The organism is Gordonia sp. 852002-50395_SCH5434458, from assembly GCF_001665905.1.
Classification (GTDB): Bacteria; Actinomycetota; Actinomycetes; order Mycobacteriales; family Mycobacteriaceae; genus Gordonia; species Gordonia jacobaea.
Window position 1 is genome coordinate 87,403 of record NZ_LZTC01000048.1, and the last position, 16,870, is coordinate 104,272.

General features: G+C 66.2%; 16 protein-coding genes. 6 read left to right on the top strand and 10 right to left on the bottom strand.

The genetic code is table 11. From position 1 onward, the window contains the following. Nucleotides 1-6: 6 nt before the first annotated feature. Nucleotides 7-1,734 carry a hypothetical protein gene (locus A5785_RS11560; protein ID WP_064866552.1) on the bottom strand — a complete coding sequence of 576 codons (1,728 nt, stop codon included), beginning with the start codon at nt 1,732-1,734 and terminating at the stop codon, nt 7-9. A gap of 27 nt (nt 1,735-1,761) precedes the next feature. Beyond that, nucleotides 1,762-2,778: a Ppx/GppA phosphatase family protein gene (locus A5785_RS11565; RefSeq protein ID WP_049699846.1), complete on the bottom strand. Its 1,017-nt coding sequence runs from the start codon at nt 2,776-2,778 to the stop codon at nt 1,762-1,764. Between the two features lie 127 nt (nt 2,779-2,905). Here A5785_RS11565 and A5785_RS11570 point away from each other — a divergent pair, with 127 nt between their 5' ends. Both A5785_RS11570 and A5785_RS11575 read left to right on the top strand, forming a co-directional pair. Continuing rightward, complete coding sequence (locus A5785_RS11570) at nt 2,906-3,730, top strand: hypothetical protein (RefSeq protein WP_416259124.1); 825 nt, start codon at nt 2,906-2,908, stop codon at nt 3,728-3,730. Nucleotides 3,731-3,769: 39 nt separating this feature from the next. Then, nucleotides 3,770-4,930: a GGDEF domain-containing protein gene (locus A5785_RS11575; RefSeq protein ID WP_064866554.1), complete on the top strand. Its 1,161-nt coding sequence runs from the start codon at nt 3,770-3,772 to the stop codon at nt 4,928-4,930. On the opposite strand, the gene A5785_RS11580 is transcribed toward A5785_RS11575, so the two are convergent. The 7 genes from A5785_RS11580 to mshA all read right to left on the bottom strand — a co-directional run bounded on the left by A5785_RS11580 (nt 4,912) and on the right by mshA (nt 12,159). Further along, nucleotides 4,912-5,598, bottom strand: a complete 687-nt coding sequence (locus A5785_RS11580) for a response regulator transcription factor (protein WP_049699848.1) — start codon at nt 5,596-5,598, stop codon at nt 4,912-4,914. The genes A5785_RS11575 and A5785_RS11580 overlap by 19 nt on opposite strands. Then, the gene (locus A5785_RS11585; protein ID WP_064866556.1) at nt 5,595-7,082 is read right to left on the bottom strand and encodes a sensor histidine kinase; all 1,488 of its coding nucleotides are present in this window, start codon (nt 7,080-7,082) and stop codon (nt 5,595-5,597) included. The genes A5785_RS11580 and A5785_RS11585 overlap by 4 nt, the downstream gene beginning before the upstream one ends. Nucleotides 7,083-7,191: 109 nt before the next feature. After that, nucleotides 7,192-7,530, bottom strand: coding sequence for a GNAT family N-acetyltransferase (locus A5785_RS11590; RefSeq protein ID WP_049699850.1), 339 nt, complete (start codon nt 7,528-7,530; stop codon nt 7,192-7,194). Between the two features lie 54 nt (nt 7,531-7,584). After that, nucleotides 7,585-8,331 carry a phosphoglyceromutase gene (locus A5785_RS11595; protein ID WP_049699851.1) on the bottom strand — a complete coding sequence of 249 codons (747 nt, stop codon included), beginning with the start codon at nt 8,329-8,331 and terminating at the stop codon, nt 7,585-7,587. A gap of 136 nt (nt 8,332-8,467) precedes the next feature. Next, nucleotides 8,468-10,075: an AMP-binding protein gene (locus tag A5785_RS11600; RefSeq protein ID WP_064866558.1), complete on the bottom strand. Its 1,608-nt coding sequence runs from the start codon at nt 10,073-10,075 to the stop codon at nt 8,468-8,470. Nucleotides 10,076-10,170: 95 nt separating this feature from the next. Further along, complete coding sequence (locus A5785_RS11605; RefSeq protein ID WP_049699853.1) at nt 10,171-10,779, bottom strand: YbjN domain-containing protein; 609 nt, start codon at nt 10,777-10,779, stop codon at nt 10,171-10,173. 42 nt (nt 10,780-10,821) lie between these two features. After that, nucleotides 10,822-12,159, bottom strand: a complete 1,338-nt coding sequence (gene mshA / locus A5785_RS11610; protein ID WP_064866618.1) for a D-inositol-3-phosphate glycosyltransferase — start codon at nt 12,157-12,159, stop codon at nt 10,822-10,824. 179 nt (nt 12,160-12,338) lie between these two features. On the opposite strand from mshA, the gene A5785_RS11615 reads away from it, so the two are divergent. Genes A5785_RS11615 through A5785_RS11625 form a run of 3 tightly spaced genes read left to right on the top strand, consistent with a single transcriptional unit; the run spans nt 12,339 to nt 14,985 of the window. Continuing rightward, complete coding sequence (locus A5785_RS11615; protein ID WP_064866560.1) at nt 12,339-13,256, top strand: metal ABC transporter solute-binding protein, Zn/Mn family; 918 nt, start codon at nt 12,339-12,341, stop codon at nt 13,254-13,256. Further along, nucleotides 13,253-14,065 carry a metal ABC transporter ATP-binding protein gene (locus A5785_RS11620; RefSeq protein ID WP_064866562.1) on the top strand — a complete coding sequence of 271 codons (813 nt, stop codon included), beginning with the start codon at nt 13,253-13,255 and terminating at the stop codon, nt 14,063-14,065. Before A5785_RS11615 ends, A5785_RS11620 begins: the two co-directional genes overlap by 4 nt. Continuing rightward, the gene (locus A5785_RS11625) at nt 14,062-14,985 is read left to right on the top strand and encodes a metal ABC transporter permease (RefSeq protein WP_064866564.1); all 924 of its coding nucleotides are present in this window, start codon (nt 14,062-14,064) and stop codon (nt 14,983-14,985) included. Before A5785_RS11620 ends, A5785_RS11625 begins: the two co-directional genes overlap by 4 nt. 163 nt (nt 14,986-15,148) lie before the next feature. Here A5785_RS11625 and A5785_RS11630 read toward each other — a convergent pair whose 3' ends face one another. Continuing rightward, on the bottom strand, nt 15,149-15,652 hold the full coding sequence (locus A5785_RS11630) for a DUF2599 domain-containing protein (RefSeq protein ID WP_064866620.1): 504 nt from the start codon (nt 15,650-15,652) through the stop codon (nt 15,149-15,151). 81 nt (nt 15,653-15,733) lie between these two features. Here A5785_RS11630 and A5785_RS11635 point away from each other — a divergent pair, with 81 nt between their 5' ends. Then, nucleotides 15,734-16,864 (top strand): hypothetical protein, encoded by a 1,131-nt coding sequence (locus A5785_RS11635; protein WP_064866566.1) that lies wholly within the window; start codon nt 15,734-15,736, stop codon nt 16,862-16,864. Nucleotides 16,865-16,870 lie beyond the last annotated feature (6 nt).

A 16,870-nucleotide genomic window follows, 5' to 3' on the forward strand; every position in this document is an offset into this window, starting at 1 on the left:
AGATCCTCACGTCGCGAGCAACACCAGCGGGCCGATGGTCACAATCAGTCCGACGCCCAGCGCCAGCAACGTGGTGAACAGGTCGCGGGAGTGCCGCACGGCGTGGGTGAACGAGACGATGCCGAAGATCACCAGCACCGCCAACACCAGCGCGAAGTAGACGTTCCAGCGCCAGAGCTCGGTGAATCCCCAGAACAATCCGACACCGACCGCCAGCCCGAGGATCGCCTCGCCGATGACCAACAGCCACGCCTTCGCCGGCGAACGGCCGTCTTCGTCGTCGGAGTCGCCGGTCTGCGAGTCCTTGGACGTTGCCGCCTTCGACGTGAGGGTTTTGGATTTGGGGGCGTCGGACGTCGGGGCTAGGAGAGCCGCCGTGCTGTCCGTTTCCTTCTCGTCTGCCGCGCTCTTGTCCGCTGCGCCCGCGTCCGCTGGGTTCTTTTCCGCAGGGCTCTTGTCCGCTGGGCTCGTGCTGACTGCGGGCGCGACCGCGGCGGCGCCGACTCCGGTCGAGCCTGTCGTCGCGGCCTCGGGTGAGTCTGATTCGAGCGCCTCGGCCGCATCTCGATCGGCGTGCTCACGGGCGTCGCGCTCGTCGTCATCCTCGCGGACACTGTCGAAGGACGAGTAGCCGTACGCGCGGTCGCCGTCGAACTTGCCTGCGTCGAACTTGCTGTCGTCGTCGTAAGCACTTGCGTCACTGGGTCGTTCGACGTCACTGAATGTCTCGACGTCACCGGATCGCTCGGCGTCGGGGATCACGTCGCGTGACTCCTCGACGATCCCGATGGCCGTGGTCTCCTCCACGAGCGCGGCTCCGGAGGTGTGGCGATCGTCGTCGACGAGTGAGTCGGACTCGACGTCGGTGCGGTCGTCCCGCGCGGCGGCCTTGCGCCCGAACCACCCGCGCTTGCGCTTGGGTTTGTCGCCGGAGCGTCGGGCCGAGCGCTTCTTCGACGACGCACTCTTCTCGTCGTCATCGTCGTATTCGGCGAACGACCGGTATGCGTCGAAGTCGTCGTCGATGACGTCTGCGAACCTGCCGGTGCGGGCGGGCGGCGGCGCATCGAGTTCTACGACGTCGACGTCGTCGGCCTCGACGAGTCGCACGCCATCGGCGGTGTCGTCGTCGCCGACGATCGGGATGATTCCGGTGACAGCGTTCGCGTGCTCGTCGCTGACAGGTTCCCCGTCGGACGTGCCGCGCGATGCCCGCTCGGCGATGGCGGCGGAACTGAAGTCGCGTGTCTGAGGAGGAGCGTCGTAGACACCGCGGTCGAATCCGGTCGACGCGCCGGCGGGGTCGGCGGAATCCTGGAGCGGTCGGCGGTCGGTCGCACGTCGCGGGACCGGGCTGCTCGACCGCGGGAAATGCGGCGCGGAGTCAGGCGACTCCCAGGCATTCGGCGCGCCGGCCGCCGGGGTGTCGGTCTTCGGTGCCTGAGTCTTTGGAGCCTGAGTCTTTGGAGCCTGGTTCTTCGGTGCGCTGGTCTTCGGGGCTTCGCTCCTGGGCGCGTCGGTGATCCGCGGGATCTCGCCGGTGAGCTCAGACACCGAGACGGCTCCGTCGCGCCCGGCACGGCGCCTGCCGCGGGTTTCGGTGAGGCGCTTCGTGCGTTCCTCGTCGGCGATGGCGGCGTCGCGACGTGCGAGCAGTTCCGACACGGAGATGGGCCTCGACTCCGACGCCGAGTCGTCCGATCCGCCCGTGGGTGACCCCGGTTGCTTGGCCATCGAAACTCGCTCTCCTCCTCAGGCCGCCTAGCGCAGGCCCTGGGTTGCCGGTGTCGAACCCGCCGACCCTGTGCGGGTCGCTTCAGTGGGGGTCGTCCCGATCTGTTCTTGGTTGTCCGCCAGCTCGGTGTCGAGACGACGCAGGATCACGCCCTCGCGCAAGGCCCACGGACAGATCTCCAGTGTATCGACCGACAGCGCCCGCATCGCCGCCTCCGCGACGAGCGCGCCCGCAACGAGTTGACCTGCACGGTCGGCGCTGACGCCCTCGAGTTCTGCGCGGTCGTCGCGGGTCATCCGCGAGATGAAGGCGATCAACTGGCGCAGCCCGCTCGCGGTGAGTTGACGCTTGACCCGCAACCCGGCTCCCGACGGCGCCGCGCCTGTCAGCCGCGCGAGCGACCGGAACGTTTTCGACGTCGCAACCGCGATGTCGGGTTTGCCCGCGGCACGCAGTTCGCGCGCGGGGTCCCTGAGCTCGGCGTCGAGCCAGTCACGCAGCACGCCGATACGTCGACGGTCCGGCGGATCGTCGGGCAGCCACTCGCGGGTCAACCTGCCCGCGCCCAGCGGCAGGCTCAACGCGACGTCGGGCTCCTCGTCGACGCCGTTGGAGATCTCGAGCGATCCACCTCCGATGTCGAGCGCGAGGATGCGCCCGGCGCTCCAGCCGTACCAGCGCCGCACGGCCAGCGAGGTCAGCCGCGCCTCGTCGCGACCGCTCAACACGGTCACTCGGACACCGGTCTTGGCTTCGACGCGGTCGAGCACTTCTTCGGAATTGGTCGCATCGCGCACAGCAGACGTCGCGAACGCCATCGTCTGCTCACACCCCGACGTGGCGGCGATGTGGGTGAACTCGTCGACCGAGTCGATCAGCGATCGGGCACCGCGCTCGGTGAGCCTGCCCTTCTCGTCGATCTGTTCGGCGAGCCGCAGAACCGACTTGGTTGAGCTCATCGGTGTCGGATGGCCGCCGCGATGGGCATCGACGACGAGCAGGTGGACAGTATTGCTGCCCACGTCGAGCACTCCTAAACGCACGCATACACGGTAGTGCTTCGACGATTCGCCATGTTGCGTGGGTGGCGAAACACACGGGCGCGATCAGACGCCACGCTGCCGATACGACTACCGTGAACGCGTGCCAAGCCCCACCCCGTCCGCACAGATCTCACCGGCTCCCGAGGTACCACTCGACTTCGCGCGCGAATGGTATGAGTTCTTCGATCCCGCGGACCCAGAACACCTCATCAACGCCGACCTGACCTGGCTGTTGTCGCACTGGACGTGTGTCTTCGGAACACCGGCGTGCCAAGGGATCATCGACGGCCGACCCGACGACGGCTGCTGCAGCCACGGCGCCTACCTGACCGACAAGGACGACCGGAAGCATCTCGCGAAGAGCGTCGCCATGCTCACCCCTGACGACTGGCAGTTCTACGAGAAGGGATCCGGCAAAGATCCCCTCGGCAAGAAGGGGTATCTCGAAGAGGGAGACCTCGACGACGAGCCCGCACTCAAGACGCGAACTCACAAGGGCGCGTGCATCTTTCTCAATCGTCCCGGTTTCGACCGCGGACCCGGATGTGCACTACACGCCATGGCGCTGCGCAAGGGCATCGAGCCGTGGAGCGTGAAACCCGATGTGTGCTGGCAACTTCCGATCCGGCGCGAGCAGGACTGGGTGGAGCGCCCCGACGGGACGCAGGTCCTCAAGACCACGATCACCGAGTTCGACCGTCGCGGTTGGGGCGAGGGCGGACACGATCTCAAGTGGTACTGCTCGGGTTCGCCCGACGCCCACGTCGGCGCGACGCAGGTCTTCGAGTCCTACGCCCCGGAACTGACCGAACTCCTCGGCAAACCCGCATACGACGAGTTGGCTCGGGCGTGCCGACGCCGCAACGGCCTCGGGATCGTCGCGGTCCATCCGGCGACAGCCGCGGCGACCACGCGCCGGACGACTGACATCAAGTACGAGGAACTGGGTTAACCGCTTCGCAGGCGCCGCGCATCGGGCACACTACCGAGCATGCGATTTGGGATACCAAATACAGCTCGGCAGTTGCTGAAGGCCGACGAGTACGAGTGGCTGGTGTCCTATCTCGTCGCGCGCGGCCTGCTCCGCTGGAGCAGGTGGCTGGTAGCGATCGACGGCGCCACCATCGGGGTGACTGCGATGCTCGCCGCCCTCGCTCCCCCAGGCGTGCTGTGGCCGTATGGCAACCTCGTGATGGCGGGTCTGGCCGTCGCCGGCATCTGCTGGGCGGCACGGTGGCTTTTCGGGCGCTGGCCGTCGCATCTCGAATCGTTGGTATTGATCGCCGCAGCCGACATCGGTGTCGCGACAGCATGTTTCGCTCATCACAACCTCGTGCTCGGCGTTGCCGCGACACCGCTGTTCGCGGCAACGGGGGCCTACATCGCCTTCTTCCACAGCACCGCAGCCAACATCTGCCATATCGTCTTCGCGGTCACCGTGGTGGTCACTGCCGTGGTCGCAAGCGGTTTCGTTCAAGGCCTGCAATGGCTTCCGGTCGCGATGAGCAAAGGCTTGATCGCCTTGTTGCTGACAGCGCTTGTCCTGCCGTTCCTGCGCATCGCCTACAGCATGTTCCGGTCCAGTGCTGACGCGTCGGCGGTCGACTCGCTGACCGGATTGCTGAACAGGCGCGGCCTTCGACAGGAGGTCGCGAAGGCCGAGATCGAATCACCCGACTCGACCCCGTGGACGGTCGTCGCGGTCGATCTCGACAACTTCAAGGCCGTCAACGACATCTACGGGCACCAGCGAGGCGACGACGTCCTCGTCGCAGTAGCCGACGTACTCCGACGTTGCCAGGTCCCGGGTACGCAGACACTGATCGTCAGACTGGGCGGCGACGAATTCGCGATGGTGTTGCGTGCAACGAAGACCGATGCGGAGTGCCTCGCCGCCCGCGTCCTGCAGACAATCAGCCAGGAAACCGATCTCGGCGTGTCGGCGAGCCTCGGCGTCGCCACCGGCACCCCGACCAGCGACGTGTTCGAACTGGTCGCGTCGGCGGACACGGCGATGTACACGGCAAAACGATCAGGCGGCGACCAGGTGGCTCAGGCCACGCTCGGCACGGGTCAGAACTCCAACAGTCAGAACTCCAACAGTCACGACCCGGACAGCCGGGAGTCGAACAGTCAGGGCTCGAGTTTGTAGCCGAGCCCGCGGACCGTCACGAGGTGCTTCGGGCTGGCCGGGTCGGGCTCGATCTTCGAACGCAGCCGCTTCACGTGGACATCGAGAGTCTTGGTGTCGCCGACGTAGTCCGCACCCCACACACGGTCGATGAGCTGACCGCGGGTCAGCACTCGGCCGGAGTTGCGCAAGAGGTACTCGAGGAGGTCGAACTCCTTGAGCGGCAACGTGATCTGCTGTCCGTTGACGGCGACGATGTGGCGCTCGACGTCCATCCGGACCGGACCTGCCTCCAGAATGCCGATGGCCAGGTCGTCGTCGATTCCGTCGCCACCGCGGCGCAGCACGGCACGGATGCGGGCGATGAGCTCGCGCGCCGAGTACGGCTTGGTGACGTAGTCGTCGGCACCGAGTTCGAGTCCGACGACCTTGTCGATCTCGCTGTCGCGCGCGGTCACCATGATCACCGGCACGCTCGACCGCGTGCGCAACGACTTGCAGATCTCCGTGCCGGACATGCCGGGCAGCATCAGATCGAGCAGAACGATGTCGGGGCTGACGCGATCGAAAGTGCCGAGTGCCGCAGCGCCGTCGTTGACGACAGTGGCCTCGAATCCCTCCTTGCGCAACAGGAATGCCAGCGGATCGGCCAGCGATTCCTCGTCCTCGACGATCAGAACGTGAGTCACCTGTCGGTTTCCTTCGGTCGTGCGAGTGGCGCAGACGGAACCGTCTCGCCCTGGACCACGGCTACAGCTGCCGTAGGTTCGATTATTTCGGTACCGGCTATTCCGGTGCCGGCCACGTCGGTGTCGTCGTCGCCCCAACCGATCTCGGTGCTCATGTCCTGCGGAATGCACAGCGTGAACGTCGAGCCGGTGCCTGGCTTACTCCAGAGCGAGATGACTCCACCATGATTGGCGGCGACGTGTTTGACGATTGCGAGCCCCAAGCCGGTGCCGCCGGTACTGCGTGACCGCGCCTTGTCAACACGGAAGAAGCGCTCGAAGACTCGTTGCTGATCGGCCGGCGCGATCCCGATGCCCCGATCGGTCACGGCGATCGCCACCATCGGCCGTCCGTCGTGGCGGGTCACCCGCCTGCTCACCGAGACGGTTGTGTGCGGCGGGGAGTAGGAGATGGCATTGACGATCAGATTGTTCAGTGCCGTCAACAACAGCATCCGGTCGCCGCGCACCGTCAGGCCTGCCGGGGCGTCGGCGCGCAGTGAGATCGACGCCGCTTCGGCAGCGACACCGGCTGATTCGATCGCGTCGTCGATCAGTGTGTCGATGTCGACGAGTGAGAAGTCGGCGGTCTCGCCCTCCTGCAGTCGCGATAGTGCGAGCAGTTCGGTGACCATGTTGCCCATGCGCGTGGCCTCGGCGACCACACGATTACCGAAGTGCTGCACCGAATCCGAGTCGTCCGACGACTCCAGCAGCGCCTCTGCGAGCAGGCTGATGGCACCGACGGGCGTCTTCAGTTCGTGCGACACATTGGCGACGAAGTCGCGGCGGGTCGCCTCGACGCGCAGGTGCTCGGTGTCGTCGGCGCCGTAGACAACGGCGTAGCGCTCCTCGCCCTCACGGACCAGCCGCGCGATACAGCTCACCGATTCGACGGTCTTGCCGCGTGCACGTCCCGTCGAGAGAAATCCCAACGCCGACGCGGGGGGTTCGAAATCGAAACGACGCTCGGCCTCGGTGTCGAGGACTTCTTTCGCCGCTTCCCAGACCGAATCGTCGAGCAGCCTGTCGCGCACGAGAGCCAATTCGACGGCGCGATGGTTGTAGAGGACGACGTCGCGGAACTGGTCGACGACCGCGACCGCGGTGTCGGAGTTTCGCACGATCAGTCCGAGCAGTCCCGCGGTGGTCATCCGACCGTCCTCCGTGACGCCGTTTACGTCGGTCTCGCGCAGCTCGGCGCTCTCGGGCACCACCCGCGGGCGCTCGGCGAGAGTCAACGCGTAGCTGGGCTGATCGTCGGCGATCTCGGGAACGACGGGGGCGGCAACATTGGTCGCGTGGTTCGCATCGTCGCGACTGCTGTCGAGCCCGCTGCGTGACATCGCGTCACGACGCCAGAAACGACCGAGCGCGAATCCGACGAGGACGGCTGCCACGAGGACGACGGCAACTGTCACGCCGCCCACGAATACACCGGTCACAACGTCAGCTTACGGCCCACCAAACTGCAGGAACACTCAGTGCAGGACAGTTCGACCGCTGTTCACGCACCGTTCCACCCGCATTACGTGACACCGCCGTCGCTTGCATTCAGGAGGTGACCGACGCCACCAGGTCGGCGTACTCGGGGTGCTGGTCGATGTAGTGACGAACGTACGAGCAGACCGGCACAACCTGCTTGCCCTGCGACCGGATGTCGTCGAGGACGGTCCGAACGAGCTGGCCTGCGTACCCGCGTCCCGAGTAGGCGTCGAGGATCACCGTGTGAGTCAGAATCACCTGGTAGGGCTCCGACACGTAGTCCAGGTACCCGACCAGCCGATCGGTGGGTTCGACGTCGCGCGGATCGGACTCGGGATCGGTGAGGATCGCCTCGTACCTCTCCTGCGGTGCCGAGTGGACTATGCGCAGGGTTCCAGAATCGGCCATGCAACCAATGTAACCGCGGTCACGGCAACCCGCCCGTGACAATTGGGTTACGGACTACTTCTTACCCTGCGCCGCGACGGCCGCAGCACCTGCGGCAGCAGCCTCGGGATCGAGGTAGGTGCCGCCGGGGTTGAGCGGTTTGAGGTTGTCGTCGAGGTCGTAGCGCAGCGGGTTACCCGTAGGGATGTTGAGCGCGGCGATGTCGGCGTCGGAGATGCCGTCGAGGTACTTGACCAGCGCGCGAAGCGAGTTGCCGTGCGCGGCGATGAGCACCGTCTTACCCGCCTTGAGATCGGCGGCGATGTCGGATTCGAAGTACGGGATGAGTCGCTCGACGACGTCCTTGAGGCACTCGGTCAGCGGAACCTCGGGGAGGTCGGCGTACCGGGGATCATTCGTCTGGCTGTACTCCGAGTCGGGTTCGATCGGCGGCGGCGGGGTGTCGTAGGAGCGGCGCCACAGCATGAACTGCTCCTCGCCGAACTTCGCGAGGGTGTCGGCCTTGTTGAGACCCTGCAGGGCGCCGTAGTGACGCTCATTGAGACGCCAGTCGCGGACGACCGGAATCCAGATCCGGTCGGCGGCGTCGAGCGCGATGTTCGCGGTGGTGATCGCGCGTCGCAGGAGCGAGGTGTAGAGGACGTCCGGCAACAGATCGTGCTCGACGAGCAGCTCGCCCGCGCGCGTCGCCTCCGCTCGACCCTTGTCGGTCAGCGCGACGTCGACCCAACCGGTGAACTGGTTGGACGCGTTCCATTCGCTCTCGCCGTGCCGCATGAGAATCAGGGTGCCGTTGCTCATAGGGGTCAGTTTTCCATACAGAGGCTTTGCACGGGGGCTTCACCCGAGCCTCCACACGGGGTCGACGGGTCATCGACAAGAGCGGGCCGCCCTCGGAAGTATCCGAAAGCGGCCCGCTGCCTTGCGATCTGGGTGGCTACTTGCGCAGATCCTTGCGCAGGATCTTGCCGGAAGCCGACTTCGGGATGACCTCGATGAACTCGACGGCGCGCACCTTCTTGTGCGGCGCGACCTTCGCGGCGACGAAGTCGATGACCTCGGCTTCGGTCAGCTCCACATCAGACTGCTTGACGACGAAAGCCTTCGGGATCTCCTCGCCGGACTCCTCCTCGATGACACCGATGACTGCCGTGTCGGCGATCTTCGGGTGCGTGAGCAGCAGCGCCTCCAGCTCGGCCGGCGGCACCTGGTAGCCCTTGTACTTGATGAGCTCCTTGAGGCGATCGACGATGTAGACCGATCCGTCGGCGTCGAGCTGGGCCATGTCGCCGGTGTGAAGGAAGCCGTCGGCGTCGATGGTGTCGTTGGTGGCCTGCTCGTTGTTGAGGTATCCGAGCATCACGTTGGGTCCGCGGACCCACAGTTCGCCGGGCTCGGACAAGCCCTCGCTCGGCACTGTGAACTCCTCACCCGTTGCCGGGTCGACGATCTTGTTCTCCGAGTTCGGAATTGGCCAGCCGACCGACGAGAGCGGCGGCTCGTCGAGCCCAAGCACGGCCTGCGAGTCGACTGGGATGAGGTGGCTGACGGGCGAGAGCTCGCTCATGCCGTAACCCTGCAACATGTGCAGATTCAGTCGCTTGGCGACCGCCTTGCCGAGCTCGTCGTCGAGCGGCGCCGCACCGGAGAGCATCGTGTGCAGCGACGAGAGGTCGTAGTTGTCGATGATCGGATGCTTCGCGAGAGCCACCGCGACCGGCGGCGCGATGAACGCGTAGGTGACCTTGTAATTCTGGATGTTCTCCAAGAATTCGACGAGATCGAACTTGGCCATCACGACGAGGCTCGCGCGGGCGCGCAGTGCGGCGTTGAGCAGAACGGTCATGCCGTAGATATGGAAGAACGGGAGGACAGCGACGATCACGTCGTCGCGCGCCATCCCCTGCAGTGGGGCGATCTGCGCGACGTTGGCGACGAGGTTGGTGTGAGAAAGCTTGACGCCCTTGGGGTTTCCGGTGGTACCCGAGCTGTAGGGCAGGACGGCGACGTGCGTCGCCGGGTCGAATGAGACATCCGGCGCCGGCAGATTGGGGCCGAGCAGGTCGGCGGCGTTGGGATGGCCCGACGCCTCGACGCCCTCACCGTCGAGGATGACGACGGCGTCGTCGGCGATGCCGACCTCTTTGGCGGCCTCGAGAGCCTGCGCGGCCATCGGCGAGATGGTGACGAGCATCTTGGCACCGGAGTCGGTGAGTTGCTTGGCGATCTCACGCGCGGTGAACAGCGCGTTGATCGTCGTGGCCGTCGCACCCGCGCGCAGCACTCCGTGGAAGACGGTGGCGAACGCGGGAATGTTCGGCGACAGGATTCCGACGACATCGCCGACGCCGATGCCGCGCGCCGCGAGAGCGCCTGCGGCGGCGTTGATCTGGCCGATCAGTTGGCGGTACGTGGTCTTCGTGTCGGTCTTGGGGTCGACGAGCGCGACGCGGTCTAGGTCGTCGTCGGCGATACTGCCGAACAGGTAGTCGTAGACGCTGACATTCGGGATCTCGACGTCGGGGTAGGGACTCTTGACGCTCATGGCACCTCCGTTGGTAAATCAGTCAAATAGGATCTTACCAACGGCTGTTGCCACGATGTGACGGCCCTCTCTGCATCCCGCCTGCTCGCGCACCGTCACTCGTCGAGCTGCGCGCCTCCCGCAGGACCGTCCTGCGCGGCGTCGACCACCGAGGAGGGCTCGTAGCGACCTTCGAGCGGCTCCCCCGGCTCGGGTAGCGATTCCTTGTCGATGAGGTGCTCGAAGGCGAGCAGATTGCGTAGCGACTCGCCTCGCGAGACACGCCACGCCCATTCGCGGCGGATCGACGTCGCAAACCCGAGCTCGAGAAGCGTGTTGAAGTCGCCGTCCGCGGCTTCGAGAACCTGGCCGAGCACGCGATCGATCTCGTCAGATGTCAACGCGTCCACCGAGATCCGACCCACGAGATAGATGTCGCCGATGTTGTCGATGGTGTAGGCGACACCGTAGAGCCGACGATTGCGCTTGAGCAGATAGCGGTAGACCGCCTCGTGGTTCTCGTCGGCGTGGCGACAGACGAATGCCTCGACGCGCACCCCGTACGGACCCGCGGTCAGCAGGACCGTCGTCTTCAGCTTCTTCTCTCCGGGCAGATCGAGGATGACGTGTTCGGATTGTGCTCCGCCGGAGCTCTTTCGGCTGTAGGGGATGTCGCGCTCGGTCAGCGACTTCTCCAACAGTTCGAGATTCTCGATGTGGCTCATCGCTATCACTCCTGACGACGCTGGGTCGGTTGGATGTTCGGATCAGACATTCGCACGATGACGACGCCGCCACCGTCTCGACGCGCGCCGCGCGGCGCCTGTCGGGCTCACCCGTGCGCCGGGGGCCGCGGCAAACGAGGCCATCGCGCGGGAGTAGCTCTCCTGCAACGCATCTGCGGTGTGTTCCCAGGAGAAGTTCTCGGCGTGCGCACGTGCGTGTCGACGCATCGCGGCCAGTTCGTCCGGAGAACCGATCATCTTCTCCAGCGCGTTGGTCCAGTCGCCGATGGCGTGGCCGTTGACCAGAACACCGCTGCGTCCCGATGAGACCGCGACCGACAGCCCACCGACATCGGCCGCGATCACGGGTGTACCGCAGGCCTGCGCTTCGATCGCGACGAGACCGAACGACTCCGAATAGCTGGGCACCGCAACCACATCCGACGCCCGATACACCTGCGCGAGCTTCGCGGACGGCTGCGGCGACAGGAAGATCACCTCGTCGGAGATACCCAGTTGCGTGGCGAGATCAACCAGCGCAGAAGGTGTTTCGAGACCAGAACCCGACGGACCGCCGACGATGAGCACCCGCACGGGCCGATCCCCACCCCGCGACCGCTCGATCAGCGGAGCCGCGGCGCGCAGCAAGACGTCGGGAGCCTTCAGCGGCTGGATACGTCCGACGAACGTCAACAGCGTTGCCTCAGAAGGCAATCCGAGTTCGGCGCGCGCCTGCGCCATCGAGCCGGGGGTGTAGCAATCGAGATCGGCTCCCGGCGTGACGATGTCGATTCGCGCCGGGTCGGCGTGATACATCGAGACCAGTTCATGCGCCTCGGTCGCGGTGTTCGCGACGAGACGATCAGCCTCGTCGACAACCTGCTGCTCACCGATCACGCGCAGCATCGGTTCCGCGGTGTCACCCGCGGCGAGTGACGCATTCTTGACAGCGGCAAGGGTGTGCGCGGTGTGCACCAGCGGAACTCCCCACCGATCCCGCGCGAGCCAGCCGACCTGCCCCGACAACCAGTAGTGCGAGTGGATCAGGTCGTAGTAGCCGGGGCGCTGCTGCGCCTCGGCCCGCAGCACGCTGGCGGTGAACGCGCACAACTGCGTCGGCAGATCGCGTTTGTCGAGTCCTTCAAATGGTCCGGCGACGACGTTGCGCACGGTGACGCCGGGCGCGGCCTCGACGATGGGCGCATCCGACGACGACGTCGCTCTGGTGAAGATCTCCACCTCGACGCCGCGTCGGGCGAGGCGCTGCGCGGTCTGCCACACGTACACGTTCATGCCGCCGGCGTCGCCCGTGCCGGGCTGCGCCAACGGAGAGGTGTGTACCGAGACGAGCGCGACTCGCCGCGGCCCCCTGAAACTCATTACTCCACTGTAGAGAAGGTCCGGCGGCCGACGATCCTCAGCACACCCGAACAACGCAGGTAGACGGGCGCTGCCGCGCTGATCGTTGCGTGCGGACCGACCCCACAGCGCGGCGTCGTCGATCATCACCTACACTTCTTTCGGTAACGATTGTCATTAGCGAAAAGGGTAGGCGAACGATGAAACGCGCAGTCCTGGCACTGACCACGGCCCTTGCTGTCGGCGGGGCACTGACACTTGCCGGTTGTTCTGGCGACAACTCGGGCAGTTCCGACGGCAAGCCGACCGTCGTGACCTCGACAAACGTGTGGGGTGCCGTCGCGTCGGCCGTCGCGGGAGACAAAGCGTCGGTGACGGTGTTGTTCAACGATCCGACCGGCGATCCGCACGAGTTCGAGCCATCCGCGGCCGACTCTGCAAAGGTCGTCGACGCCGACGTGGTGTTGATGAACGGCGGACACTACGACGAGTACATGGAGAAGGCGTCGCAGAACGCCAAGGGCTCCGTGATCAACGCCTTCGACACGATGACCGGCCACCACGAGGACACCGATCACTCCGCGCACGGCGAGACCAACGAGCACGTCTTCTACAACCTGCCCGTCGTCGGCCAGGTGGCCACCGAACTCGCCGACGACCTCGCCGCGAAGGACGAGGCCAACGCCACCACGTACCGCGACAACGCCAAGGCGTTCAACGAGAAGATCGACGGTCTGCGCGGATCGCTCGCCGACATCAAGAAGGCCCACGACGGCACGGAGGTCGCGCAGACCGAGCCGCTCGCGGCGTACCTGCTCACCGAGGCGGGCCTGCGCGATGTTGCCCCGGAAGGCTTCACCGCGGCCGTCGAAGAGGGACAGTCGCCGTCGGCCGCCGACCGCGCCGCGATGGAGGATCTGCTCCGCAAGCGTGAGGTGCAGGTGTTCATCTACAACACCCAGGCCGTCGACGCGGTCACCGAAGCGTTGCTGTCGATCGCGAAGTCTGCCAACGTTCCTGTTGTGGAGTTCACCGAGACACTGCCTGCGGGCCAGAACAGCTACATCGACTGGCAGCAGAAGCAGATCGCTGCGCTCGCCTCGGCACTGCCGGCGTGAGCGGGTCTGATCCCGACGGTCGCGAACCCGTCGCATCGTTCCGGCACGCCCGACTCGCCTTCGGCGAGCGGGTGCTCTGGGATGATCTCGATCTCGACATCATGCCCGGCGAGTTCGTCGCCGTGCTCGGCCCCAACGGCTCGGGCAAGACGTCGTTTCTACGCACACTGCTACATCAGTACCCGTTGTCGGCGGGTGAGCTGACGGTCACCGACCAGGTCGGATACATCCCGCAGCAGCACGCGGACGACGCCGACTCGATGGCGATCCGCGGTCGCGACCTCGTCGGATTCGGAGTCGACGGCGCGCGCTGGGGTCTCGGCATCCGCGGGCGTCGGGCGCGCAGGGCGAAGGTCGACGCCGCGCTCGCCGAGGTTGACGCGACCGAGTTCGCGGACGCACCCGTCGGCCTGCTGTCCGGCGGCGAGCAGCAGCGGCTGCGCGTCGCCCAAGCGCTCACCACTGATCCTGAACTGCTGCTCTGCGACGAACCGCTGGCCAGCCTCGATCCGGCCAACCAGGAGCGGGTCGTCGAACTCATCGACAAACGACGCCGCGACGCGGGCACAGCCGTCGTGTTCGTCACGCACGAGATCAACCCCGTGCTCCCCTACGTCGATCGCGTGCTGTACCTGGTCGGCGGCCGATTCCGCATCGGCACCACCGAAGAAGTGATGAACACCGCGACGTTGTCGGAGCTGTACGGCAGCGACGTCGAGGTGTTGCGGGTCAACGGCCGTCTGCTCGTCGTCGGCGGTGAAGAGGACGCACACCACTGCACCGCTCCCGAGGGGCTTCCCGCGACATGACGATCAGCTCGACCCCAACCGACCTCGCCGCCGGGCAGACGCTGCTTGCTGCCGACGTGCACTGGAGCGACTTCTGGGACTTCTCGGTGACAGCGGATCTGCTGCACTACGACTTCGTGCTGCAGGCCATGCTCGCGCTGGCACTGCTCGGACTACTCGGCGGCGTACTGGCGCCGCTGATCGTCGTGCGACAGATGTCGTTCGCGGTGCACGGCGCGAGCGAACTGTCGGTGACCGGTGCCGCCGCTGCACTGCTTGCCGGCATCAGCGTGAACATCGGCGGGATCATCGGCGCCGTCGTGGCCGCAGGCGTGTTCGGCTATCTGGGAAACAAGGCACGAGAACGTGATTCGGTCATCGGCGTGGTGATGGCGTTCGGGTTGGGTCTCGGCGTGCTGTTTCTCGCGCTCTACGGTCGGATCGGCACGGGCTTCGCGCTGCTGACCGGCCAGGTGGTCAGCGTCGGCGTGCAGGGCCTGACCGCCATCGCGGTCACCACCGTCGTCGTGCTCGCAGTGCTCGCGGTGATCTACCGGCCGCTGCTCTTCGCGTCGATGGACCCGCGCGTCGCCGAGGCGAACGGCGTTCCGATGCGCACGCTTTCGGTGATCTTCGCGATCCTGATGGGACTCGCCTGCGCGCAGGGCGTGCAGATCATCGGCGCGCTGCTGGTGATGTCGCTGATGATCACCCCCGGCGCCGCCGCGGCCCGCCTCACCGCCAACCCCACGCTGATGATGGTGCTGTCGGTGATCTTCGCCGAGGTCGCCGCCGTCGGCGGGCTGATCCTCTCGCTGGCCCCCAAGCTGCCGGTCTCGGTGTTCGTCACGACGATCTCGTTCGTGATCTACGTGATCTGCCGCCAGATCGGCGCGCGCCGCGAACACACGACCCGCCGCGCCATCGCCGCCGCGGGGTAGGGGTCGGGGCGGGGCTGTGGTCGGAGCCTGCGGCGCTGGCCTGGGTCGGCAACGGCCTGCGCGGCCCCACGACCTTTCCCCCAGTTCCCGCGCCGCTCGACGACCCTTCCCCCACTTCCCGCGCGCCGCCGAGACGCCCGCCCGAGCCAGAACGCGCCGCGCCTCACTCCTCCGGCGCGCCGGGGTTGCAGCGGGTGGCGATCATCGTCGAGTCGTCGACGACGGGTCGTTGCGGTTCGATGTTCCAGCTCGGCTTGTTCGGGTCGACGGCGCGGGCGAAGTTCCAGTGGCACACGAACTGCGCGTTCATGCCGGGGGTGTCGGCGTCGGGGGCCAGCGCGAGCACCTCGCGCCAGGCGACCTGCGCGCCGTCGTCGGCGATGCTCGCGCGGCCGTTGGGCGTTGGATAGATCTGCAGACTCGGTCCGACGGCCGTGCTCACCCACGTGACATGGTCGACATATGGCGGCGGGTGCGCCGGATCGAGGACTGGAGACGCTGACGGCGCCCCAGACGCAGCACCCGACGGCGCCCCGGAGCCAGACGCCGCATCCGACACACTCGACTCGGCCCCAGACCCCGACACACTCAATGCCGACGCGGACGTCGGCGCGCTCGACGTCGAGTCCGCGCCGCAGCCAGTCAGCGCGAAGACGAGCGCCACCATCAACGAGAGCACCGCCGCGGCGCGCGTCGTCCGGAATGTTCTCACCGCTTCGACGGTAGTCGGCGGAGTAGGGTTCGAGGCGTGACCTTCCGGCACGCGCTCCGATTCTGCGTGATCGCTGCGCTGGTCATGGTCTTCGCCGCCGCGTGCGGCCAACCTGCTCCCAGAACGCTAGACGACGAGTCGGCGGCACCCTCGGCGCACCACGACTTCGCAGGCAGGGTGACGACGACAGAAACCGGGCTCACACTCGACGGACGCACCTGGTTTCCCGCAGGTTTCAACAGCTACCAGCTCGGCACCGATTGGGCGATCAATGTCGGATGCGGCGCCCAGGTCGATCTCGACGAGTACTTCGGCAAGCTCCCACCGCGGGCCCTGACGCGGTTCAACCTCTACTCGGCGTTCATCGTCGACAAGAAGACCGGCAGAAGCAACTTTTCACGGCTCGACGCCGTCTTCGCCGCAGCCAAGCGGCACAACCAGATGATCCTGCCGGTGCTGACCGGAAGCTCCGGCGCGTGCGAGAACGAGAAGTTCAAAGAGCGTTCCTGGTACCAGAGCGGTTGGCGCACAACTGAAATCGCTGCGGCAATGACCTTCGACGACTGGCTGTCCACTGCGATCAAACGCTGGCACGACGAACCGACGCTCGCGGGCTGGGAGCCGGTCGGAGAGCCCGAGACGAGCAACTGCGGAGCTACGGGATGCGCCTGGCAGACACGTACCTGTCCAGCCAACGGCGCGGCGGTTCTGCGAACATTCTTCGTCGAAATCGGCCAACGTATCAGGGCCATCGACTCCAAGCACCCGATCTTCGCAGGCTTCGTCGGGGGCGACCAATGTGGGCTCACGGGAGGCGATTACGCGCGCGTCGCCGCATCCCACGGCCTCGACGTTCTCGACTACCACGACTACAGCGCGGGCGGCGCGATCGCACCGGGTGGCAGCAATCTCCCTGCGCGCCTTACCCAGGCAAGAAAACTCGGTAAACCGTTGGTGGTCAACGAGATCGGGATCGAGGCCGGGTCGTGTCTGCCACTCGACAGTCGCGCACGCCAGTTCACCAGCAAGTACGAGTCGCTACGCTCGGTCGGGGTCGCGGGTGCCCTGCTGTGGGCATTCGTCCCCGACCCGCGGCTCGACGACTGCACGTTCGACATCGGCTACGACGACCCCGCCTGGCAGGTCGTTGCACGCGAAATCTCCTGACACGCA

Excerpts from the sequence above, each read along its gene's own strand:
- A5785_RS11615 (WP_064866560.1), top strand. The coding sequence starts at position 12,339 with ATGAAACGCGCAGTCCTGGCACTGACCACGGCCCTTGCTGTCGGCGGG.
- A5785_RS11605 (WP_049699853.1), bottom strand. The coding sequence starts at position 10,779 with ATGAGCCACATCGAGAATCTCGAACTGTTGGAGAAGTCGCTGACCGAG.
- A5785_RS11575 (WP_064866554.1), top strand. The coding sequence starts at position 3,770 with ATGCGATTTGGGATACCAAATACAGCTCGGCAGTTGCTGAAGGCCGAC.
- A5785_RS11600 (WP_064866558.1), bottom strand. The coding sequence starts at position 10,075 with ATGAGCGTCAAGAGTCCCTACCCCGACGTCGAGATCCCGAATGTCAGC.
- A5785_RS11625 (WP_064866564.1), top strand. The coding sequence starts at position 14,062 with ATGACGATCAGCTCGACCCCAACCGACCTCGCCGCCGGGCAGACGCTG.
- A5785_RS11630 (WP_064866620.1), bottom strand. The coding sequence starts at position 15,652 with ATGGTGGCGCTCGTCTTCGCGCTGACTGGCTGCGGCGCGGACTCGACG.
- mshA (WP_064866618.1), bottom strand. The coding sequence starts at position 12,159 with ATGAGTTTCAGGGGGCCGCGGCGAGTCGCGCTCGTCTCGGTACACACC.
- A5785_RS11560 (WP_064866552.1), bottom strand. The coding sequence starts at position 1,734 with ATGGCCAAGCAACCGGGGTCACCCACGGGCGGATCGGACGACTCGGCG.
- A5785_RS11590 (WP_049699850.1), bottom strand. The coding sequence starts at position 7,530 with ATGGCCGATTCTGGAACCCTGCGCATAGTCCACTCGGCACCGCAGGAG.
- A5785_RS11595 (WP_049699851.1), bottom strand. The coding sequence starts at position 8,331 with ATGAGCAACGGCACCCTGATTCTCATGCGGCACGGCGAGAGCGAATGG.